The sequence below is a fragment of the uncultured Bacteroides sp. genome, assembly GCF_937912035.1.
GTDB lineage: Bacteria > Bacteroidota > Bacteroidia > Bacteroidales > Bacteroidaceae > Phocaeicola.
On the sequence record NZ_CALDPF010000031.1, the window covers coordinates 330,967 to 355,617 of the forward strand.

Annotated in this window: 21 protein-coding genes; all 21 read left to right on the plus strand. The window is 39.8% G+C overall.

The genetic code is table 11. From position 1 onward, the window contains the following. Positions 1-5 precede the first annotated feature (5 nt). Positions 6-1,748 carry a thiamine pyrophosphate-binding protein gene (locus Q0486_RS07045; RefSeq protein WP_299231541.1) on the plus strand — a complete coding sequence of 581 codons (1,743 nt, stop codon included), beginning with the start codon at positions 6-8 and terminating at the stop codon, positions 1,746-1,748. Positions 1,749-2,259: 511 nt separating this feature from the next. Next, positions 2,260-3,336, plus strand: a complete 1,077-nt coding sequence (locus tag Q0486_RS07050; RefSeq protein WP_299231543.1) for a polysaccharide pyruvyl transferase family protein — start codon at positions 2,260-2,262, stop codon at positions 3,334-3,336. Then, entirely contained in the window at positions 3,333-4,556 is a 1,224-nt protein-coding gene (locus tag Q0486_RS07055) for an O-antigen ligase family protein (RefSeq protein ID WP_299231545.1), read from the plus strand. The genes Q0486_RS07050 and Q0486_RS07055 overlap by 4 nt, the downstream gene beginning before the upstream one ends. A gap of 5 nt (positions 4,557-4,561) precedes the next feature. After that, positions 4,562-5,728: a glycosyltransferase gene (locus Q0486_RS07060; RefSeq protein WP_299231547.1), complete on the plus strand. Its 1,167-nt coding sequence runs from the start codon at positions 4,562-4,564 to the stop codon at positions 5,726-5,728. A 252-nt stretch (positions 5,729-5,980) separates the two neighbouring features. Then, positions 5,981-7,063 (plus strand): glycosyltransferase, encoded by a 1,083-nt coding sequence (locus tag Q0486_RS07065; RefSeq protein ID WP_299231549.1) that lies wholly within the window; start codon positions 5,981-5,983, stop codon positions 7,061-7,063. Then, positions 7,060-8,181, plus strand: coding sequence for a glycosyltransferase (locus Q0486_RS07070; protein WP_299231550.1), 1,122 nt, complete (start codon positions 7,060-7,062; stop codon positions 8,179-8,181). Before Q0486_RS07065 ends, Q0486_RS07070 begins: the two co-directional genes overlap by 4 nt. 104 nt (positions 8,182-8,285) lie before the next feature. Next, the gene (locus Q0486_RS07075) at positions 8,286-9,284 is read left to right on the plus strand and encodes an acyltransferase family protein (RefSeq protein ID WP_299231824.1); all 999 of its coding nucleotides are present in this window, start codon (positions 8,286-8,288) and stop codon (positions 9,282-9,284) included. Positions 9,285-9,483: 199 nt separating this feature from the next. Then, on the plus strand, positions 9,484-10,032 hold the full coding sequence (locus tag Q0486_RS07080; protein WP_299231551.1) for a putative colanic acid biosynthesis acetyltransferase: 549 nt from the start codon (positions 9,484-9,486) through the stop codon (positions 10,030-10,032). Further along, on the plus strand, positions 10,025-11,011 hold the full coding sequence (locus tag Q0486_RS07085; protein WP_299231553.1) for a glycosyltransferase family 2 protein: 987 nt from the start codon (positions 10,025-10,027) through the stop codon (positions 11,009-11,011). The genes Q0486_RS07080 and Q0486_RS07085 overlap by 8 nt, the downstream gene beginning before the upstream one ends. After that, entirely contained in the window at positions 11,001-11,576 is a 576-nt protein-coding gene (locus Q0486_RS07090; RefSeq protein ID WP_299231555.1) for a WcaF family extracellular polysaccharide biosynthesis acetyltransferase, read from the plus strand. The genes Q0486_RS07085 and Q0486_RS07090 overlap by 11 nt, the downstream gene beginning before the upstream one ends. Continuing rightward, a complete protein-coding gene (locus Q0486_RS07095; protein ID WP_299231557.1) occupies positions 11,573-12,484 on the plus strand; it encodes a hypothetical protein in 912 nt (303 codons plus the stop codon). Before Q0486_RS07090 ends, Q0486_RS07095 begins: the two co-directional genes overlap by 4 nt. Continuing rightward, positions 12,484-13,227 (plus strand): glycosyltransferase family 2 protein, encoded by a 744-nt coding sequence (locus Q0486_RS07100; RefSeq protein WP_299231558.1) that lies wholly within the window; start codon positions 12,484-12,486, stop codon positions 13,225-13,227. Before Q0486_RS07095 ends, Q0486_RS07100 begins: the two co-directional genes overlap by 1 nt. 1 nt (position 13,228) lies before the next feature. Further along, on the plus strand, positions 13,229-14,638 hold the full coding sequence (locus Q0486_RS07105) for an undecaprenyl-phosphate glucose phosphotransferase (protein WP_299231559.1): 1,410 nt from the start codon (positions 13,229-13,231) through the stop codon (positions 14,636-14,638). Between the two features lie 135 nt (positions 14,639-14,773). Beyond that, the gene (locus Q0486_RS07110; RefSeq protein ID WP_299231825.1) at positions 14,774-15,913 is read left to right on the plus strand and encodes a hypothetical protein; all 1,140 of its coding nucleotides are present in this window, start codon (positions 14,774-14,776) and stop codon (positions 15,911-15,913) included. Positions 15,914-15,944: 31 nt separating this feature from the next. Continuing rightward, positions 15,945-17,576, plus strand: a complete 1,632-nt coding sequence (locus Q0486_RS07115) for a DUF3869 domain-containing protein (protein ID WP_299231560.1) — start codon at positions 15,945-15,947, stop codon at positions 17,574-17,576. Positions 17,577-17,622: 46 nt separating this feature from the next. Continuing rightward, complete coding sequence (locus Q0486_RS07120) at positions 17,623-18,333, plus strand: YjbH domain-containing protein (RefSeq protein WP_299231827.1); 711 nt, start codon at positions 17,623-17,625, stop codon at positions 18,331-18,333. A 31-nt stretch (positions 18,334-18,364) separates the two neighbouring features. Further along, entirely contained in the window at positions 18,365-19,549 is a 1,185-nt protein-coding gene (locus Q0486_RS07125; RefSeq protein ID WP_299231562.1) for an OmpA family protein, read from the plus strand. A 158-nt stretch (positions 19,550-19,707) separates the two neighbouring features. Beyond that, entirely contained in the window at positions 19,708-20,970 is a 1,263-nt protein-coding gene (locus tag Q0486_RS07130; RefSeq protein WP_299231564.1) for a nucleotide sugar dehydrogenase, read from the plus strand. 4 nt (positions 20,971-20,974) lie between these two features. Beyond that, positions 20,975-22,078: a nucleotidyltransferase family protein gene (locus Q0486_RS07135; RefSeq protein ID WP_299231566.1), complete on the plus strand. Its 1,104-nt coding sequence runs from the start codon at positions 20,975-20,977 to the stop codon at positions 22,076-22,078. 39 nt (positions 22,079-22,117) lie between these two features. After that, the gene (gene gmd, locus Q0486_RS07140) at positions 22,118-23,218 is read left to right on the plus strand and encodes a GDP-mannose 4,6-dehydratase (RefSeq protein ID WP_299231568.1); all 1,101 of its coding nucleotides are present in this window, start codon (positions 22,118-22,120) and stop codon (positions 23,216-23,218) included. 1 nt (position 23,219) lies between these two features. Next, the gene (locus Q0486_RS07145) at positions 23,220-24,293 is read left to right on the plus strand and encodes a GDP-L-fucose synthase (RefSeq protein WP_299231570.1); all 1,074 of its coding nucleotides are present in this window, start codon (positions 23,220-23,222) and stop codon (positions 24,291-24,293) included. Positions 24,294-24,651 lie beyond the last annotated feature (358 nt).

Sequence of the window (24,651 nt, forward strand, 5' to 3'; positions counted from 1 at the left end):
ATTTTATGGAAGGGAAATACTACACTAGCGAGCGTAGCTTGCAGATTTTAATATCTTTATTAAAGCAACATAAGGTAAAAAAATGTGTATTATCGCCAGGGGCTACAAATTTATCGCTTGTAGCGAGTTTACAGCAAGATTCCTGGTTTGAGTGCTATTCATCAGTAGACGAGCGTAGTGCAGCTTATATAGCTTGTGGTATGGCTGCTGAAAGTGGAGAGCCTGTCATGTTGAGCTGTACAGGTGCTACTGCCTCACGCAATTATATACCAGGTTTGACAGAAGCCTATTATCGTAAATTGCCTATATTGGCAGTCACCAGCACGCAGCCAATAAACCGCATTGGGCATCACATAGCTCAGGTTATTGACCGTCGTTCAATACAGAACGATATAGCTTTACTGAGCGAGCATATACCTGTAACAGATAGCGATGATGAAGCGTGGAGTAACACCGTAAAGATAAACCGTGCTTTATTGGAGTTACGTCATCGCGGAGGAGGACCTGTACATCTTAATGTGGAAACAACCTATAGTCGAGACTATTCAGTAAAAGAATTGCCCAAGGCACGCATGATTAATCGTATAATTCCGGGAGACATATTTCCTGAATTACCCAAAGGACGCATTGCAGTTTTTATTGGTGCCCACCGGAAATTTACAGAAGCTGAGACAACTGTTCTAGATGATTTTTGTGCAGCTCATGATGCTGTTGTGTTTGTAGACCATACTAGTGGATATAAAGGAAAGTACCGAGTGCCGATTTTGTTGCTTACGTTGCAGGAAAAAGATTACTGTACTTTGAAAGAGGTGGATTTACTGATCCATATAGGCGAAGTGTCCGGTGCATACATCCCCTTGCGTCCAAAGTCTGTATGGCGCGTCAACCCCGATGGAGAATTGAGAGATCATTATCGAAAGTTGAGTTACATTTTCGAAATGGGAGAACAGGTGTTTTTTGAGCATTATATTGGTACCGTCTCAGCTCCAATGCATTCATATCTCGATACATGTTGGAACAAGTTGCAAAACACTTGGGCAAATGTGCCTGACATACTTCCTTTTTCCAACGTTTGGATAGCCCAACAAACTGCGCATCGCTTGCCGGAAGATAGTGTACTTTTCCTCGGTATACTGAACTCACTTCGTACATGGAACTTCTTCGACATTCCTGAATCCGTCTATGGTTATGCTAACACAGGTGGTTTTGGTATTGATGGCTATATTTCATCGTTTATTGGCGCCTCATTAGCTTATCCTGATAAACTTTATTTTTGCGTAGCTGGTGATTTAGCTTTTTTCTACGACATGAATGTCATAGGTAATCGGCATGTGGGTAGAAATATTCGTATCTTATTGGTTAATAACGGAAAGGGAACTGAGTTCCGGAATTATATGCACCCTGGTGCTGTTTTTGGAGATGAAGCCGATAAGTTTATTGCTGCAGGTGGTCATTATGGCAACAAATCACACAAACTAGTAAAACACTATGCGGAAGATTTAGGTTATGAATACCTTTCGGCAAATGATAAAGAAGAATATATAAAGAATGTAGAGCGTTTCCTTACCCCCCATGTTACTGATAGACCTATGTTATTTGAGGTATTTGTAGATAACAATGATGAAAGCGAGGCTATTCGTATGATATTAAATGTGAATCAATCGACGGAAGGTATATTAAAAAATGTAGTAAGGGAGACATTTGGCGAGAATGGAATTAAAACGATTAAAAAGATGTTAGGTAAGTAAAGACATAGTATATATGAAATTTGAGCTTGTAGTTTTTCGTTTCCTACTTTCAGTAACTATCCAAAATTAATTTATTGACTAGCATGGTTCTTTCCAATACCTTCGTGCAAAACATAAAACTCGAAAGATTATGTTTAGTGAAAAAGATTTTGAAAGACTGTAGTTTCTCTACAAGACCGAGGGCGAATCCAAAGGAGTTTCAAACAACTCATTCTGCATTAGCAACAACATTCCATATACGGTATTCTATGACTTGTTCAAGAAGAGAAATAAGAAATACTTTTATAAAAAATTGGAATCTCATTCAGGGATTACTTTTGCAGGCTTCTCAGAGAATTAAAAAAGGGAACACTAAAAAATTGGATTCTTACTTTATAAACCGGAATGTTAAATTAAACAGATATTTTATTTTATCGGCTGTTTTTCAGCCGGAAAAATTGTAATAATTGAAAATATAATGATTGCAGCTAATACTATATATTACGTAAAAGCAATATAAAAAAATAGAATAATGAAAATAGGAATCTTAACACTACCCATAAAAAGTAACTATGGTGGAATATTACAAGCATATGCATTACTTGCTTTTCTTAAGAAACAAGGATATGATGCATGGTCTGTAAGACGCCGATGGAACAGTGAAAATCAAAGCATACTTCATAAGCTATTTAAGCAGATGTACCATGCATTAATTATTCAGAAATTCAACAAATTCATTAAGCAATATATACAACCACAAACAGAAATAATAGATACAAAAGATAAAATCAATGCGTTAATTTCTAAAGGATTTGATGCTTTTATTGTGGGAAGCGATCAGGTATGGCGTATGCGTCATGTCTATGGTGCGGATTACAACTATTTTCTTGATTTTACAAAAGATTTTAATGTAAAACGTATATCTTACGCGGCATCTTTTGGAGTAGACTACTGGGATGATCCAAACGCAGAGGAATCAATTCCTATTGTAAAAGAGTTTATGCAAAAATTTGATGCCATATCTGTAAGAGAAGATTCTGGAATAGAATTATGTAAAACATTATTTGGAGTAAAAGCCCAACATGTACTAGATCCTACACTCCTGCTTGATAAGGAATACTATATTGACCAATTTAAGCTTCATATTAATCAAGGAGAATATATTGCTGTTTATGTTTTGGATATGACTAAGGAAAAGCAACAGCTAATAAATGCTTATTCTAAAATGTTAAATTTACCCGTAAAATACATCAACCAAACAAAACTATCATCTTTGTCCGAACGAGGATTCTGGAAAGAGCTATGCAAGCCAGGAGTTGAATCATGGCTTGAAAATATAGCTAATGCGAGTTTTGTAATTACAGATTCGTTTCATGGCACAGCATTCTCTATAAATTTTGAACGTCAGTTTATAAGTATTGCCAATGAGAAAAGAGGGCTGGACCGATTCTTGTCCTTATTAAATCAATTGGGACTAAAGGACAGGCTGTTAAAGGATTCATGTATACAACCGGATAATATTAATGAGATTAATTACAAGTTGATAAAAGAACGTATGAACAAAGAACGCGAACAATCTATAAATTTCTTAATAAAAAGCCTTCAATGAAGTTTAGTATATCCCAACTTAAACTTAGTAAACCTATAAACCAGTTCTTGATAATTCAAGCAATAGGTATAGTTTGGATGGCATATCTACATGCTTCCGGACAAATGTTCCCAGCTTCTGTATTACTTACAATCAACTGTCTGCTATTTATTTTCAGATATGGGCAATTAAGTTTCTTTTCTGAAACCGGACTTAATAGAATATTCATTCTTTTAACAATTACATCCGTTATATCTTTTACAAATTACTTATATTACGAACGATATACAGGAGGATTATTTTTTAATTGTACCCTGTTTCAATTATTCTGCTACTCTCTGTTATGGGTTAATATATATATTTTCTTCTATATTTATGTTAGAAGAAATAATAATTATGATATAGTCTATATTTTTGCTATTCTATTTTTTATTGCAGGCATTATAAACAACTTCAGATCATACCAATATTTTAGAGTTGTAAATGATACCCTTGCGCAACATCATTATTATTATTTCACGTTGCAATGTCTTCCATTACTTTTAATGCGAGTCCACTCATGGAAGAAATATATTTTAATCCTAATCGTAACATTATGTAGTATATATGCTTTTAAGCGTGCAGGTATTATTGTATGTGGTGGTATATTGCTTGCTAATATAATAATAGATACTCATTATAAATTCCATCGTTTAGTTGGACTTCTATTTATAGTTTCTGGAATATTTTATGGAACTTATTATTTCATGAAAGGAAATGAAAATATAGATCGTATAATTCAAAGGATTGAAAATATTCAAGATGATAAAGGTAGTGGTAGAGGTGAAAATTTTGTTGATGTTTATAATGAAATAAGTCATGCTCCTATTGAAAATAAGATTTTAGGATATGGATTCATGTCAATGCTTTCTAAACATAAACACATGGTTGATGTAGAAATTGCTTCTATGTATTACTACTATGGGATAATAGGTTTAATATTGTATTTATTGTTCCATTGTTTTATGATATTCAGATTTTTTTCAATAATAAAATCAAAGAACAAAGAGATAATAAATTTATCAGCTTCTTTTGCAAGCTGTTATATGATATTTTTAATATATTCTATAGCAGGCGAAGTGTTTACATATCATTATTTATTTATAATGGTTTTCGTATATTTAGGAACAATAGAAGGATTGTATTACAATAAAAAACAGTTTGTCATTAATGACAAGCGGAACAATAAAATGAAAATTTAATTAGTATGAATATACTATATCTATATTCTTCATCAATTAATCCGACACGTGGCGGCATACAAAGAGTGACATATGTGCTTTCAGAGTTTTTCCGTAAGAATGGACATAAGGTTTTGTATCTTGGATTAGAAAAAGGAGAATCTCCTTTTCAATATACTTTCCCTGATCCCCAAAAAGCGTGTAGCAAACAAAATTTGAAATTTCTAAAGGAATTTATTCAAAGTGAAAGCATAGACATAACTGTTTTTCAGGAAGGTGTTTCTCCCCTACATACAGCTTGGCTTGCTACCGTCAGACAAACTGATTCCAAATTAGTTTCATGTATTCATAACAGTCTACTTGGAGGTGTTGTCAATATGGAACTGTCTTCAAGAAACAGATTAAAAAAATACCATCTCCAATCTTTAGTCCATTTGCTTAAAATACCATTCATGCCTCCGTTGGTAAAATGGGGATATTGCTTAATGATGCATCCTCACTTCAAGAATTTATGTAATATAAGTAACAGAGTCGTATTGCTTTCTGAATCTTTTTTAAAAGAGCTTAGTCTATTTATTGATGTTCGGAAATATAATAATATAACAGCTATTCCAAATCCTGTCTCATTTATAACGAACCCCGTTTTATCTAAAAAGAAAAAAGTTCTTTATGTAGGTCGTATTGATTTCAAACACAAAAGAGTTGATTTGTTAGTTAAAATATGGGAGAAGATTTGGGAAAGATATCCAGATTGGATTTTAGATATTGTAGGAGACGGTACGGAACTAATGTCACTAAAAGATTACGTAAAAAATAATTCTATCAAGAATGTAAACTTTCATGGTTTTAAGGATCCTCTACCTTTTTATAATGAAGCCTCTATTTTTTGTATGACTTCCTCATCTGAAGGTTTTGGTATTGTATTAGTAGAAGCAATGCAAAATGGTGTGGTACCTATAGCTTTCGATAGTTATTTATCAGTAAAAGATATTATAACAGACGAAACAGACGGCATTTTAGTTACACCAATGGACATTAATGAATATGCAGATAAACTATCCAGATTAATAGAAAATGACGCATTCCGAAATAAAATGGCAAGTAAGTGTATACAAAAAGCCAAAACTTTCTCTATTGAAGAAATAGGCCGTCAATGGATTCGTTTATTTGAAGAATTAATAAAGAATAAATAATTTAATAGTAAGCCGTAACCATTCTATTTTCCGCCTTGACGCACATCGTAGCCTAACATATCTTTGCGCCGTAACCTTTAACAACAATGATTATGGCAAAAGAAAAAGTAAACTACCAGGAGGTATATGACCTCTATCAGTTATGCAGCGAGACCAAGGATCTTCGGGATTATGGAGTGAATTACGACAAGTTCATGAACTGGTAACTTCACCAGCTGTAGATCAACTTGAATTCAGCTTGTAATATTAATAATGAGAAAGAAAAATTCTATAGCCATACTCCAGCCTGAAGTTCCTCATTACAGGCAGGAGTTTTTTGATTTACTGCGTCAAAAATGTGACACCTCTGATGTGTATGTTTACAATTCCTTTGAGAATACCAAGAGTCAGGGATTTAATATAGATACTACAGGGATCTCGTATATTCCCAACAAACAGATAAAAGGATTCTTGATATATAATCCGTTTACACTGCTATCAAAGAAATATGATACACTGATACTGATGCTGCATTTTGCGCATATCACTACATGGTTGCTGCTGCTGACAAAGTTCATCCATAGAAAGAAAATCATTCTCTGGGGACAGGGTATCTCAGTGAAGCGATATCTGGCAGAGGAGAAAAAACCGGACTGGAAACTGAAATGGCAAATGGCTTTGGCAGATTGTGTATGGCTGTATATGCAGAAGGAACTGGAGCAGTGGAAAAAGATTTTTCCCAATAAAAGGATGGTCGCACTGAACAATACTCTTACGGGAGTAAAGGAAATGACGGAATATGTTACAACAGATGGTATATATGAATTGAAAGAGAAATATGGTATAAAGGAGGAGATAATACTGATTTTCTGTGCCAGATTTGAGTCGAACTACAGGAGAACGGATCTGTTGGTGGAAACTATAAAGAGGCTGGACAGTAAGAAGTATGGTTTTGTAATAATAGGTAGTGGTAAAAATAAGCCGGACTTTACACCATACAGTAATGTGCATGATTTTGGGGCCGTGTATGACACTACCATAAAACGTGAACTGTTTGCACTGGCTGATATATATTTCCAACCTGGATGGTTAGGACTTTCGATAGTGGAGGCTATGGCATATGGGAAACCTATATTTACATTCGTAAGGAGTGAAGAAACTAAGCAATGCGTGGAATACAGTTATATTAAGCCGGGATTTAATGGGATTATATTCGAAAATGTGGATGATTGTTATAGCTTTATTACCAATTCAGAGAAGAATGTATTTCTTGAAATGGGAAACAACGCACGTGCTTTTGTAAAAAACAATCTTTCTATGGAACAGATGGTAGAAAATGCGATAAGTATATTATGAGAATTATTCACTACATACCTACAATAGGACGTAATTGGGGCGGCACAACGGCTTATATGCAGCTGTTAGGGAATGAACTGGGAAAGTTGGTAGAACTGCATATATTCACTCATTCATCGGAAAATCCCGTAGAGATAAAGAATTGCGAGATTCATAATTTGCCTACAATAAAGAAATATGGTGAGTTTAAGAAAGAGTTCTGCAAACTGATGAAAGAAATTAATCCTGATGTATTTCATGTGAACGGATGCTGGACTCCCGGATGTGCGATAACACAGAAATGGGCACAGAAACTAGGGTATAGTGTGGTTCTTACTCCTCACGGTATGCTGGAGCCATGGATCATGACAAGACATTACTGGACAAGGAAAATACCTGCTCTCCTGCTCTATCAGAAAGGAGCTGTAGTTAAAGCTGATTGCATTCATGCCACTGCCGAGAGTGAAAAAGAGAATCTTTTAAAGTTAGGTTATAATAATAAGATTGAGGTTATAGCAAACGGCATTGATATTGACAGCATAACGATGAAAAAAAGCTGGGAAAGGAATAAGAATATACTATTCCTGTCAAGAATTCATGTAAAAAAAGGTATTGAATTTCTGTTGGAAGCGGTATCGGCAATTAAAGGGCAACTTATCGGATATAGCATAAATATAGCAGGTGAAGGAGATGAGGATTATATACTATCTCTAAAAAAGAAAGCAAAAGAATTAGGAATATCAGATATGGTATGCTTTTGTGGAGGTGTATATGGTGAGAAGAAATGGGAACTATTCAGACAAGCGGATGTGTTTGTGTTACCTACATATTCGGAGAACTTTGGGATTGTAGTAGCTGAAGCTCTTGCAAGCGGAACTCCAGTTATTACAACTAAAGGAACTCCATGGGAGGAACTTAATACCGAAAATTGCGGTTGGTGGATAGAAATAGGAAGTGAATCTACTAAGAATGCATTAACAGATTTTCTTAGTTTATCTTCAGATGAATTGAAAGGAATGGGAATGAACGGAAGAAGATTAGTAGAAAAGAAGTATTCAACTAAAAAAATCGCTCTTGATATGTTTAACCTGTATGGTAGGATAATCAACACGCCATCGAGGATAAACAAAAGGAAATAGAAGTTTCACAAATATTTGGCTTGATGCGTAAACATGAGATTAATTTATAAAGTATGATAAACCGTTATTTAAGCGACAAGATAAAGTTGTTATCTTTATTTTCAATGTTTTTAGTATTATATATTCATTCCGGATTTCATAATTATCCGCATGAGATTCTTGGTATGAAGTTCAATAACGTTTTGCAGAGCTGCATTTCTGGAAAAATAGGAAGGTGTGCTGTACCTATTTTTTATATGATTTCGGGATTCCTTTTCTTTCAGAATATTGAGAATGGAATAAGTTCAATATTCATTAAAATGAAAAAAAGAATAAGAACTCTTTTTATTCCATACATAATAGGTTGTTTGTTCTTTCCGTTATTTTTTATTATTCTAATATTCATACCTGGGTGTAATAAATTTATGAATGGAGGTAATGACATCCTTTCGTTATTCGAACAGCCTTTTTATGAGATAATCTCTTCTATTTTTTATAAAAAGCCTGACGGGACATCACCGCTGGCATTTCAATTATGGTTTCTTCGTGACCTAATAATTATTGTACTTATATCACCAGTTATATATTTATTAAGAAAGCATATCAACAAATATGTGCTGATTTTGTGTACATTATGTTTGAGTTGTTTTGAAGGAATTAATGCATATTTCCCATTTTTATCTTTATTTTGGTTCTTGTTGGGAGACTGTCTTTTTAATAAAATCAGCAATTCTATCTTTCTTTACGTATATATGATAATCAGCAGTATAGAAGTGTATTTTAGTATCACATTCCCTACATATATTAATACTTTAGTTACAATTATAGGTGTATTTGGTATCTTGAGTATTTATAATATTATTGTTCCGCAAAACTATATTCTAAAGCATAATAAATATCTGCTTTTGGCTTGTAATACTACTTTTTTTGTATATTTATTCCATGAACCAACTCTGAATTTAATAAGGAAGTTATTGGTGGTAATCTTAGGTCAATCATCGGTTGGTTTTGCTTTCTCGTATTTATTGTCGCCATGGGTCTTTACAGTTGCCGCCATATTTATTTCATTATTAATGAAAAGATACATTCCAAAGGCCTATTCAGTATTAGCTGGTGGAAGGTAAGTCTACTCACTATCATAGGTTTTAGATGAAATTGTACGGACAAAAAATAAAAAAAACAAATAACCACCACATAGTGTTTTACAACAAATAGAAATAAAATTTGTGGATAACTATAATATGATTACAAGTAAATGGTAAAAAACATTAGTATAAGAAACTTCAAAGAAAGTTGTTTTTTAGAAATGTTATAATAATTGGTATGAATAATAATACAATAGAGTTCGTATCTCCTTATTCTACTTCTGACAGAATAAAGAGATATATATGGAATATTTGCTGGACACTGTTTGCACGTCCTTTCCCTAGAAGTATGTGCAATAAGTGGAAAATTTTCATCTTAAGATGTTTTGGAGCGAAAGTTTCATATAAGGCAAATGTATATTCATCTGCAAAGATATTTATGCCATGTAATTTGGTAATGGAGGATTATTCCTGTTTAGCGTCAGGAGTAGATTGCTATAATGCCGCGAAGATAACATTAAAAGCTAACGCAATAGTTTCACAAAGAAGTTATCTTTGTACGGCATCGCATAACATTTCATCTCTAAGGCATGAACAGATAGAAAAACCTATAGTAATAGAAGAAAGAGCTTGGGTAGCAGCCGAAGCATTTATAGGACCCAGAGTAACAATAGGTGAAGGGGCTGTAGTAGGTGCAAGAGGTGTTGTATTCAAGAATGTCGAACCGTGGACTGTTGTTGGCGGTAATCCGGCTAAAACTATAAAAATTAGAAGAATAAATGAATAACAATACCATTGCAGCTATTATTCTGACAAAAAATGAGGAGAAACACATTGCTCGGTGTATAAACTTGCTGAAAGGGATTTGCGAAGAGATAATAGTGGTTGACTCGTTAAGTACTGACAGAACATGCGAAGTAGCAGAAGAACTTGGTGCCAAGGTTTATAAAAATCCTTGTAAGAATTATGCCACTCAATTTAATTATGGTGTATATAACTGTGAGATTAATTCGGAATGGATATGGAGAATAGATGCTGATGAGTTTTTAGAAGGCGGATTGGGTGATGCAATGAAAAAGGCTCTCAGTGAATGTGACCTGGATACAAATGGTGTCTATGTAAGAAAAAGGATTGATTTCATGGGGAAACCACTTCTTCATGGCGGATGTTATCCATCGTATCACCTGAAGGTTTTCAGAAAAGGACACGGAGACTGTGAGAACAGATGGATGGATGAGCATATCCGTTTGTTTGACGGTAAGACTATAACTGTTGAGACAGGCAATCAGGTGGATGCGAATCTTAATAACCTTACTTGGTGTACAGAGAAGCATAACGGATATGCGATCCGTAAAATGGTGGATATGCTTATGATGGAGTATGGTATGGACGCGAAAGCCGAAGAGGTTATTCCTAAATTTCTCGGTACAGAAGAACAACGTAAAAGATGGCTTAAAATTAAATATATAAAGTCTCCATTATTTATAAGACCGTTCATAAACTTCTTTATCAGATACATACTGAAAGGTGGATTGGATGGTAAAGAGGGATTTGTATGGCATATTCTTCAAGGTTTCTGGTACAGAATGCTTGTTGACGCCAAGGTTTTTGAGATAAAGAAACAGTTTAATTATGATGCAGAGAAAATTAAGGAGTATCTGAGGAATAATTATTTAACGACAGTTAACAAATGGGAGGTAAAATGTAATACTTCATTCCGCATACAGCTGATTCCTGACATGAAGGGAGGTTTGTATGCGGCGTAATGATAGTTCTCAAAAGCCTATAGCCAATCTTGCAATTTTTACTACTGGTAACTTTAGCAAGAGGGCAACTCCTTTGAAGATTACTTTATGGTATTTCGTGAACGCACTAATTGTACGCGCCTCATGGAATCCGTTTATGGGAATAAAGATAGCTCTGTTAAAAGCATTCGGAGCCAAGATAGGTAAAGGGTTAATAATAAAAAATAATGTATGTGTCAAATTTCCATGGAAACTGACTGTTGGAGACAATGTTTGGTTGGGTGAGAATTGTTGGATAGATAATCTGGATTACGTTACTATAGGTAACAATGTGTGTATATCGCAAGGAGCTTTATTACTAACAGGAAATCATGATTATACTCTTACTTCGTTTGATTATAGAAACGCTCCTATTATCATAGAAGATGGGGCATGGGTTGGAGCAAAATCAGTGGTTTGTCCCGGAGTTACTGTTCATAGTCATGCAATACTGACTGTAGGCTCTATAGCAACAAAGGATATGGAGGAATATAGTATTTATCAGGGGAATCCCGCTAAACAGATAAGAAAAAGAATTATCAGATGAAAAAATTAAAAATACTTTTGGCTATTCCAATAATTTTGTTAGGGGGGGGGGAAATCGCCCTAAGGATTTACGGATTATGCAATGCCCCACTCTATCAGGCAAGCGACAAATATGAATATATGGCTTGTCCTAATCAGGAGGGCTCGAGATTTTTCAATCATTACAAGTATAACAGCTATTCGCAACGCAGTGACGAGCCGGATAGCACCAAGACCATAATTTTAGGTCTTGGAGACTCGGTGATATTCGGAGGAGTACAGACGGATCAGAAGGACCTGGCAACGTCTATATTCACAGCAGAAACGGGGATGCAGATGCTGAACATTTCTGCCGGCAGCTGGGGACCGGATAACTGTGTGGCGTATCTGAAGGAGAAAGGCTTGTTCGGGGCAAAAGCTATGTTTCTGCTTGTGAGCAGCCACGACGCACACGACAATATGGACTTTCAGCCTGTGGTGGGCATTCATCCTTCCTACCCCGACAAACAGTATAAACTGGCTCTATGGGAACTGATAGACAGATATGTGATGCCACGAGTGTTCAAGAAAAAGAATGTGGAGCCAGATCCTGACCAGAAAGTGGCTCAAGGTGTGGGGATAAAGAAAGGCGGAAGAGTGTTCAATCCGGGATTTAACGAGCTGAAAGCTATAGCGGACAGTGCGAATATTCCGCTGGTGGTGTATCTTCATGCGGATATTGAGGAACTTAGAAATGGATGTTATAACGAACAGGGCAAGGAAATAATAGACTGGGCTGAAAAGAACTGTGTTACTCTTATTAAGGAATTGAACTATAAATTTACTGAAGAGGATTATAGGGACGGTATTCATATCAATGCTAAGGGACAAAGGAAACAGGCGGAGATTATGAAAAGGGTTATGCCTAAATATATAAAAAATAATAATTAATGAAAGTTTCAATAATAACATCATGTTTCAACCGTGAAGCTACCATAGCACAGGCGATTGAGAGTGTATTGGCGCAGGACTATCCGGATATAGAGTATATAGTGGTGGACGGTGCGAGCAAAGATAATTCGCTGAAGGTGATAAATGGTTATAAGGACCGGATAGCGAAAATAATATCGGAACCGGATCATGGGATGTACGAGGGGATAAATAAGGGTATCAGAGTTGCTACGGGGGATATAGTAGGGCTTCTGCATAGTGACGATTTTCTCTTTTCTACTGACATAATATCGAAGATAGTGGAAAGATTTAAACAGACGAATGCTGACTTTGTGTATGGCGATGGGCTATTTGTGGATTTCAATAATACAGAGAAGGTAGTGCGTAACTGGATAGGTGGTTCATACTCAAAATGGAAGGTACGCAACGGTTGGCTGCCGCTGCACCCAACCTGCTATATCAAGCGCGCGGCGATTGAGATATATGGATTGTACGACGAAAGCTATAAAATTGCTGCAGACTCGGATTTCCTATTCCGATATCTTTACGAGGCGGATCTGAAGGTGGAGTATCTGAAGGAATATATAGTAAGAATGCGTATGGGTGGACTAAGTACGGACAGCAAAAGGAGGAAACAGATGTGGGACGAAGATATACGCATGTACCGTAGCCATGGACTTAATCCTACGCTGACAAAACTAGAGAAAATGGCATGGAAAATACCACAGTTTATACATCTTTAATATGGAAAGTTATAATAAATCTTACAGGAATATTGCTTTTACCACAATCATGGTATGTGAAACCGTGATGTGTGGTTTGCTGTTTTATGGGTTTTCGTATTTCACAGACAATACTGTTTGGGAAAAGGCTATGAACGCACCAAAGATTCAGGTCACAGTACTGATCATGATGATTTATGCTCTTAGTGTGGTACTGAACGGTGTAGTTGTGTACGACAGAAAGACGTACCTATATGAGGTGATAAAAAAGGTAATCTCTACAAATGTATGCTTCGCTCTTGCGGGATACATAATCCTTACAGTGGGGCAGTTTATGGATTCGTGGTCGTATATGTTTGTAGGATTTCTTGTCTCTACATGTGTAGCGAGTACTCTATTCCGTATAGCAGTAAGAAAAACGATAAAGAATTACAGGAGCAAGGGTGGAAACCTGAGGTTCTCGGTTCTTGTGGGTGGAAGTAAAAGCATGGCGGAGCTTTATGAGGAACTGACTATACAGAAATGGGCCGGATATAGGGTAAAAGGCTATTTCGACTTTGAGCCTTCGGAACTGATGCCGAAGGACTGTCCTTACCTGGGAAGACCTGAGCAGGTGAAAGGGTATATGGAGAAATATGGTAACAGTCATTACCTGTTCTGCGGACTAGACAGCAGGCATAGCGAACTGATAAGGGAAATAATGAGGTATTGCGAGAACCACATAATAAGATTCTACTCTATTCCTGACCTTTATGAATATACGCAAAGCAGGATGGTAATGGAGAATGTGGGAAATGTGCCGGTGATGTGTATAAGAAGGGAGCCTCTCTCCTACCTGTCGAACAAGATTATGAAGAGAACTATGGATCTGGTGATATCGACGATTTTTCTGTGTACGCTCTTTCCTATAATACTGATTATAGTGACTGTAATTACAAAAATAACGATGCCGGGACCTGTGTTCTTCAAGCAGAAGAGAAACGGACTGGATGATGTGGAGTTCTACTGCTTGAAATTCAGAAGCATGAAGGTGAATGCGGATGCTGACAGGGTACAGGCTACGAAGAATGACCCGAGAAAGACAAAATGGGGGAACATAATGAGAAAAACGAATATAGACGAGCTGCCGCAATTCATAAATGTGTTTATGGGGGATATGAGCCTTGTGGGACCAAGACCGCACATGGTGAAGCATACGGAGGAATACTCGAAGCTGATTGACAAATATATGGTGAGACACTGGGTGAAACCGGGAATTACGGGGTGGAGCCAGGTGACAGGCTTCAGGGGTGAGACCAAGGAACTGAAGGATATGGAGAACAGAATAAAGGGTGATATATGGTATATAGAGCACTGGTCGATATGGCTGGATCTGTATATAATGTATAAAACTGTAGCAAATATGATAGGCGGAGAAAAGAATGCTTACTGATTTGGTACGGAAAAATAAAAAATATTTAGAATTTTATTTGACATTAAACATAAATAATGTAATTTTGCTACCGATTATATACTAAACAACTGACTAATGAAAAGATTTTTATACAGTTCCTTGTGTTCTTTACTGATGACAGTGCCGGGTATGGCCACCGCACAGGAGGCACAGAAGGCTGTAGACATGCTCACGGACTTGGGATTTGAGAATGTGGCATGGCATGAGTCAGAGAAGGAGTTGGTGTATGTGATAGAGAATACTGCTTACAAGCAGAACGGCAAAGGTATAGGTCTGGCGCTGGATATGTTGCAGAAGAACGGACTTCCGGAGAGCAAGCTCTGCCGTGTGGTGGTGATGGACAATAACGTGCCGCAGATATCGCTGACATACAGACAGGGATGTGACGCGGAATGGAACGCCGGATACGGCTTAGGTGAGGAATGGAAGAAGGCGGTGAAGAAGGGAGTGAAGAACAGTTCGCTGTTTAAGGTGGACGTGGTGATATACCCTGAGCTCTCGCTGAAGAACCTTATAATAAACCAGATTTATCAGGTGCTGTTCAACCTCTCTCCTACTGTGGAGATTTCGCTGTGGAAGGGAATGAAGCTGGCGGCACAGCTGGTGATTCCGGTGTATAACGACGGGTATGGAGACAGAGCCGGGAAGGTGCATCCGGGATTTATTACCGCAAGACAGAGCGTGAGGTTACCTTATAATATATGGGGGAACCTGACGGTAGGAACATTCAACAACAGCCGTTATGGAGCGGATCTGGAGCTGAAACATGTGTGTCTGTGGGATGAGAGATTCAGCATTGAAGGAAGAATTGGAATGACAGCGACATACAGGTGGGACGGATTTGAGTGCTCATACGGTACAAAGAGCCGATTCACGTGGAGCATAGGTGGCAGTTTCTACTGGCCGAAATATAATGTGCAGCTGACGGCAAAGGCTGAACAGTATCTGCTGGGGGAAAAGGGGGTGAGAATTGATGCTATAAGGCATTTCAGAAATGCAAGCATCGGTTTCTATGCGATGAAGGCCCAGTGGGCAAAGTCAAATGCCGGATTTAGGGTTCAGGTGCTGCTGCCGCCATACAAGTATAAACGGAGGGGATATATTCCGAGGGTGAACATTTCGAAGAATATGGGTATAGCGTATAACGCGGGAAACGAAAGGTTCTACTATCAGACGTATAAAACCATGCCGGGAGACAATATGATGCAGGCTAATATGTTTAATCCATATTATATAAAATCGCAATTGAGATAATTTATTTGTTTTTTTAATTTTTAATTTCATCATGAAAAAGAATTTTATTTCGAGTAAAGTTGTCATCAGAAGTATGGCATTTACTCTTCTTTTGACAAGCATGACCGGATGTTACAAGGACTCAAGACTGGACGTGAATGGTCCTGACTCCGGTACAGTGACTATCCCGGCTGCTGCATACTCAATTTCGGGAACTGTGACAGACGCAGAAACCGGAGCTGCGATAGAGAATGTTACAGTAACTTCTGACAGGGGTACATTGGAAGGTGGTAACGGAGCCTATAACGTTAAGCTTACAAAAGACGAAGTGGGAGAAGGTACTATCGTAACCCTTAAATTTGAGGCTGAGAACTATACCAGCACAACAAGATCTGTATACGTACAGAAAATCAATGACGGTTCTACTATCGTTTATCCTGTGTCTGTATCTCTTAAGAAAGAGTATGTTACAATCTCCGGTTACGTGACAGACGTAAATAACAAGATGGTTGCAGCAAGAAGAATCAGAGTGAATGATGACACTGTGGAACCTCTGTATAATTCCAGCACTTTCTCTTTCAAACTGGGAAAGAAAAGCGGAGTAAGTGAATATACAGTGGAAGCTATGGTTTTGGACGAAACAGGTAAAAAAGAAATCACTATTTCTGAAACAGTAAAAGCTGATGCTCAGATTATGTCAGTCAATCTTAAGTTCGGCTTCGCAATCAGTGACGACGGACAGGTAGATCCGGGTGACGGTACAACAGGTGTGCTTTCTCCTGAACTGAACGAAAATGGCGTGACTGTAAGTGAAGTAAACACTTCAATGACTGATGGTACTACAGTGACTATACCTCAAGGTACAAAAATTGAGAACCTTAACGGTCAAACAATCGTTGTCTTTAGCCATGCTGACAACAGCGCAAGTGAAGGTACTGACGAAGGTGAAAACAATGTAATATTGAAGACTTATACTGGTCTTCCTGACGGCGTGGTCTTCACTCCTTATCTAGAGGTGAAATTCAACGACAAATATGAAGGACAGCTTGGTAACGACTTCGTACTACAGTATCTGAACGCTACTGACAATACTTGGGCTACTGAAAGCAAAGGTGGTGTAGAATTGAAGGACGGTGCATATTCAATGTTTGTACCTCACTTCTCTACTTTCCGTGCTGCCTTGAACATGAAGTCTGAAGTAAAAATAGATACTGTAAGCGTAACAAAAACGGTTGACGTAAACTATGAAAATGCTGAAGAAAATCCTGTAAACAACTATAAGCTTACATATAAAGAAGGTAAGTCTGGTTCTCAGTATGCAGACAGTGAAGGATTGAAAAATGAAATATCAGCAAACTTCTCTAACGCTAATGCACAGGCTCTTGTACAAAGCAGCATAGATGCAATTTATCCTGCAGCCAGCAAGGGATATCAGGACGCAGAATATACAGGTTATGTAAATATTCCGGCATGGACTAAGTTGATTAATTATGATGTTACTACTGCTACTGAAAGAAGATCTTATACAGTTGAAGTAAACGGCAAGAAGATTTCGTTCGTAGTGGAAACTATCATTTCTGTTACAATCACTGTAGACGATGACAATATGACTAGCATCGGTCATGGTCATGGACATGGTGATGGTAATAATAATGAAGGTGGTGGTATAGTAACCGGTGAATAATTATAGCAGACATAGAGCAATAAAAAAATGGGCTGTAACGGCATTAATGGTATTATCGCCATTAATGCTTAAGGCCCAGCTTACATACGGTGTCACGGGGCTATTGCATGCTCCCTCGGGGGAAATGCAGGAAGACAAGACTGTGATGCTTGGAGCATTTTTCCTGAACAAGGAACTTACTCCGCCTCATTGGTACTATAATACGTACAGTTACTTTATGAATGTGACCATAATGCCGTGGATGGAGGTAACATATATGTGTACGCTGCACACTGCGGAATCTATGGGACTTGACAAATATGGCTACTCTGGATTTACAAACCAGGACAGAAACTTTGCGGCCAGATTCAGAATAGCAAAGGAAGGACAATGGTGGAAACACATGCCGGCTGTGGCTGTGGGTATTCAGGATCCATTCGCTTTCTCAAGCCGTAAAGTAAACGCTGAATCGGGTAACGGATATCTGAGCAGAATGTTTATAGCGGCTACAAAGCATGTGAAAATAGGAAGGGAAGAAATAGGTATTCATCTCTCCTATCTGTATAACACACGCAGGGACTATGATATGAACGGGATTGCAGGTGGCATTACTTACAGTCCGTCGTTTCATCCGCAACTGACACTGATAGCGGACTATGACACAAGGGATGTGGCCGTAGGAGCTTCTTACCTGCTGTTCAACCATATACACGCTATGTTCGAACTGCAAAGGATGAAGTATTTCTCGGGAGGCATAACGTTCAAATTTGTATTGTAACGAATGTATAAAATTTAAATCAACTGATAAAATGAAAAATAAAAGTGTAATTCTGACTGCAATACTGGCTGGTGCCTTATTGCAGGCTAACGCACAGGAAAAGGAACACAAGAATGTCTTCGTAAGTGTGGGAGCAGGTATACAGGGTAACTTCAACCCGGACTCTGACTTCGGAAAGACTATCACTCCGCTGATAAACGTTTCAGTAGGTAAGCTGTTCACTCCTGTGTGGGGAGTTAGAGGTCAGGTGTACGGCTGGAGCTCGAGAATGAAGACCAGCTATCCGTTCCCCGTAACCGCTGAAGAGGTAGTGAGAAAAGAAAACTACTTCGGACTGAACTTCGACGGTATGCTGAACCTGACTAACCTGTTCGGAGGTTATAAGGCTGACCGCAAATGGGAAGTGAACTTCTTTGCCGGTCCGTCTATCAACTTAGGAAAGAACTATGGAGGATGGAACGTAGCATACAAGACTACTGAGACTTCAGACGCTCAGGGAACTACTGTGGTAACAGAAATTGATACTGAAAAGACTGTTCCTGCCGACAGACGCATGAGATGCAATATCGGCGCTAGCCTTGGTCTTGGCGCAAAATATAACATCAACAAGGAATGGGCTATCGACATGGAAGTGCGCGGACAGGTTACTCCTTCTATCCTGGGTGCATACAGCAGCGCAAACAATGACGGATATATGTATCTGAACCTTGGCGCTACTTATACTTTCGGAGGCAAGGGATTCAAGACTGCGAAACTGACTCAGCAGGAAATGGACGAGATAAATGCCAAGATAAACGAATACAAACAGAAACTTGACACTGCTGAACAGCAGATCAGCCAGCTGAAAGCTAACGAGCAGGCTCTGAAATCGGAAGTGAAGACTGAAGTGAAAGAAGTGGAAGTGGCAGGACCTCGCTCTATATTCTTCCTGATTGGAAGCAGCAAGGTGGATGACTATGGCAACGTAAACATCAAACAGGCTGCGGAAATTATCAAGAAGAACCCTAACAAGACTTACAGAGTGGTTGGTTATGCGGACAAGGCTACAGGTTCGAAGAGAATTAATGCCAAACTGGCCAAGAAGAGAGCTGAAGAGGTTCGCGACATCCTGGTTAAAGAGGGTGTAAATGCTGACCAGCTGCAGATAGTTTCTATTCCTGACGGTGAAAACATGTTCGGAAGCAACAAGCTGAACCGTGTGGTTATTATCGAGTAAAAAAAGGTTTGTATAGACAACATACATTTATATGTAATTTCCAGAATTAAAGGCGGAGCAAATAACTGCTCCGCCTTTTTTGTTGGCTGTTTTCAAAATTATAGTTAATTTTGTGCGATATAAGTAATATTGACATTAACATCTAAAACTGTTTATTTATGAAAAAGAATATCGCTGTGGCTGGAACGGGCTATGTGGGCCTGTCGATAGCAACATTGCTGGCACAGCATCACAGGGTGATGGCTGTGGACGTGATTCCGGAAAAGGTGGAAAAGATAAACAAACGCATTTCTCCTATCCAGGACGACTATATAGAGATGTATCTGGCGGAAAAGGAACTGGACCTGACGGCGACACTGGACGGCAGGACGGCATACAGCGAAGCGGACTTCGTGGTGATAGCGGCTCCCACAAACTATGACCCGGTGAAGAACTATTTCGACACGAGCCATGTGGAGGAGGTGATTGACCTGGTAAGGGAGGTGAACCCGGAGGCGGTGATGGTGATAAAGAGTACAATCCCTGTGGGATACTGCGAGGGACTGTACCGCAAATATGGAAAGGGGCTGAAGCTGCTGTTCTCGCCTGAGTTCCTGAGGGAGAGCAAGGCGCTGTATGACAACCTCTACCCTAGCCGAATAATCGTGGGATGTCCGAAGGATACGGTGTGTGACCATGCGGAGGAACTGAGAAAAGACGCTGAGACTTTTGCGGGACTGCTGCATGAGGGAGCGCTGAAAGAAGATATAGATACCCTGTATATGGGACTGACGGAGGCAGAGGCGGTGAAGCTGTTTGCAAACACGTATCTGGCACTGAGGGTGAGCTACTTCAACGAGCTGGACACTTACGCTGAGATGAAGGGACTGAACACTGTGGACATAATAAACGGCATAAGCCTGGATCCGAGAATTGGAAACCACTATAACAATCCGTCGTTCGGATACGGGGGATACTGTCTGCCGAAGGATACCAAGCAGCTGCTGGCAAACTATGCGGATGTGCCGGAGAACCTGATTAACGCGATAGTGGAATCGAACCGCACAAGAAAGGACTTCATAGCGGACCAGGTATTGAAGAAAGCGGGGTATTACGACTATTATAACCGTGGAGACTACAGCCCGGAGAACGAGAAGGAATGCGTAATTGGTGTGTACAGGCTTACAATGAAATCGAACAGCGACAACTTCAGACAGAGCTCAATACAGGGGGTGATGAAGCGTATAAAGGCGAAGGGCGCAACGGTGATTATTTACGAACCTACACTGGAGGACGGAACAACTTTCTTCGGATCGAAGGTGGTGAACTGTCTGGAAGACTTCAAAAAACAGGCAAACGCCATTATCGCGAACAGATACGACAGCTGTCTGGACGATGTGAAGGATAAGGTATACACCAGGGACGTGTTCAGAAGAGACTGATTATATGGGCATAACGGATGCTTTCTTTGCGCTGCTGAGATCCGGTCTGGAAGGCACGGACGCGGAAAAGGACCTGCTGCGGGGACTTACAGCCGAACAGTGGTACGGCATATACAGAATGGCGGAGAGCCAGGCGCTGCTGGGTATTGTGTTCGACGGAATATCCTCGACCGACAGGGAGATGCGTCCGCCAAGGGAACTGATTCTGAGGTGGATGGAAAAGGTTGTGGGGATAGAGAAGATGAATGGAAGACTGAACAGCATGGTGGAGCGTCTGAACAGTGTGTATGCATCGGCCGGTATGAAACCTGTACTGCTTAAGGGACAGGGTGTGGCTGAGCTGTACAGGATTCCGGCGCACAGACAGTGTGGGGATATAGACATCTACCTCGGTAAGGCAGGACAGAAAACGGGCAACAGGATTCTGGAAGGAATCGGGGCTGAGAAAAAGGAGGAAGAATCGGAGAAACACGCTTCTTTCCTACTGGACGGGGTGATGATAGAGAATCACCGCATTATGTGCACCATGGATAATCCGCTACATAACAGAAGGTTACAGAAAATGGTGGAAACATGGTATCCGGATGGAGCTGTGAACAACGGGAGAATGGCTGTACCGCCGCCTACGTTCAATGCGATGTATGTCTTTATTCATGCTTTCACTCATTTCATGAATGGAGGTATAGGTTTGAGACAGCTGTGCGACTGGTACTGCATACTGAAAAACTGCAACAGGGATATAGACGGCGAGAAACTTACGGCTGACCTGAAAAGACTGGGACTGATGAAGGCGGCAAGGGCATTCGGGTATGTAATAGTAAACAAACTGGGACTTCCCGCGGAATTTATGCCTTTCGACACGAGAGGAAGCGAAAAGGATGGGGAGATGGTGCTGAAAGAGGTTCTGGCTTCTGGAAACTTCGGCAGATATGACACACGAATACCCGGGCGTCCGAAGGGGTACTGGAAAGGTAAATGGTTTTCTTATAGTAAAGGTATGGAACGTACTAAACGTTTCTTCAGGCTTGCTCCGACTGAGGTGATGTGGTACCCATATCATCTTATCAGTAATTTTATAAGAAGTATAGTAGGATTAAAAAGAATATAAGGATAAATATCTGACAAATATATATTAAAGAGAAGATTTATGAATGAGAAAAGAAATGTAGCATTGATTACAGGTATTACCGGACAGGACGGTTCGTACCTGGCGGAATTTCTGTTGGAAAAAGGATATGATGTTCACGGCACGATAAGACGCTCGTCGGTGGACTTCAGAGAAAGAATAGCACACCTGGAAGGAAAACCTAACTTCCACCTGCACTATGCGGACATGAGTGACTCGATGTCGCTGGTGAAACTGGTGGGAAAGGTACAGCCTACTGAGATATATAACCTGGCTGCACAAAGCCATGTGCAGGTGTCGTTCGACGCGCCTGAGTTTACTGCCGACGTGGATGCCGTGGGTGTGCTGAGAATACTTGAAGCTGTGCGTACAAATCATCTGGAGAATACATGCCGTATATATCAGGCTTCGACTTCGGAACTGTACGGTAAGGTGGAGGAAGTGCCTCAGAACGAGAATACACCGTTCCACCCCTACTCGCCTTATGCTGTGGCAAAACTGTACGGATTCTGGATAGTGAAGGAATATCGTGAGGCTTACAATATGTTCTGCTGCTCGGGTATTCTGTTCAATCACGAATCGGAACGAAGAGGTGAGACTTTCGTGACAAGAAAGATTACTCTGGCCGCGGCACGTATAGCTCAGGGCAAACAGGAGAAACTGTATCTGGGTAATCTGGACTCGCTGCGCGACTGGGGGTATGCGAAGGACTATGTGGAATGTATGTGGCTGATACTGCAGAACGACAAACCGGAAGACTTCGTTATCGCTACGGGTGTACAGCACAGTGTGCGCGAATTCTGCTATTATGCGTTCAAACGTGCGGGTATAGAACTGGAATTCAAGGGTGAAGGTATCAATGAAAAGGGATACGACAAGGCTACAGGCAAGTGTCTGGTGGAAGTGAGCGAGGATTTCTATCGCCCGACAGACGTAGTGAACCTATGGGGTGACCCAACAAAGGCTAAGGCGAAGCTGGGATGGAATCCGACGAAGACAAGCTTCGAGGAACTGGTGAACATTATGGTGGACGCCGACATGGCGAAAGTGGCTGTGGAAAGACATAGCGAGGTGGTGAGAACCAATCTGGCCGAGTATCTGGAAAAAGGAATAGTGAAGTAACATGGAAAAGAATGCAAAAATATATGTAGCAGGACATCGCGGACTGGTGGGGTCGGCTATCTGGAACAATCTGTTACAGAGGGGATATACGAACCTGGTGGGCAGGACTCACAAGGAACTGGACCTGCTGGACGGTGTGGCTGTAAAGAAATTCTTCGATGAGGAAAAACCGGATGCGGTGATTCTGGCTGCAGCCCATGTGGGTGGTATAATGGCCAACTCTATATACAGGGCTGACTTTATTTACAACAATCTGCAGATACAGCAGAACGTGATAGGCGAAAGTTTCCGTCACGGAGTGAAGAAGCTGCTGTTTCTGGGAAGTACATGTATCTACCCGAGGGATGCGGAACAGCCTATGAAGGAGGAGGTGCTCCTCACCTCGCCTCTTGAGTATACAAACGAACCGTATGCCATAGCCAAGATTGCGGGGCTGAAAATGTGTGAAAGCTTCAACCTGCAGTATGGCACTAACTATATAGCGGTGATGCCGACTAACCTGTACGGACCGAACGACAACTTTGATCTGGAAAGAAGTCATGTGCTGCCGGCCATGATAAGAAAGATTCATCTGGCCAAGTGTCTGATGAACGGCGACATGGAGGCTGTAAGGGCCGATCTGGACAAACGCCCGGTGGAAGGTGTGGACGGAAAGGCTGAGGAAGCGGATATCAGGGCTATTCTGGCTAAATACGGCATTCATGATGACCATGTTATGCTGTGGGGCACGGGAAAACCTATGAGAGAGTTCCTGTGGAGCGAGGAAATGGCTGACGCAAGTGTTCATGTGCTGCTGAACGTGGACTTCAAGGATACGTACAAGGAAGGTGACAAGGACATCAGAAACTGCCATATCAACGTGGGTACGGGAAAGGAACTGAGCATTCACGATGTGGCTATGCTGATAAAAAAGGAAATCGGTTTCGAAGGTGAAATAAGATGGGACGCAACGAAGCCGGACGGTACCATGCGCAAGCTGACGGATGTGACAAAGCTGCATAACCTGGGCTGGCACCACAAGGTGGAAATTGACGAAGGGGTGCACAGAATGTACCAATGGTATACAGGAAAATAAATATACTGTACAGAAATACGGGAAAGGGCGGACACTGCAATGGATGTGGTGGCCGCCCTTAATGTTTTAGAAACTGATTATACATATATTTACAATAAGATGTGATTTAACAGTGAAAAAGAATAGGTTTATTGATGTTTTTTATATATTTGTGCGGTTATAGGAATGAATAATAATATTTTTTGTGTATTCATAGTTTATTTATGTAAACAGAAAGATATGATAACGAAACCTTGAAATGAAAATAACATTAAATTCACATGTAAAAACATGATTGACATATTTGGGGAGTAGAGTGGCGTGGCATAATTAATTTAATTGCACAATTTTACGATTATACAAGTATTAGTATCAATAT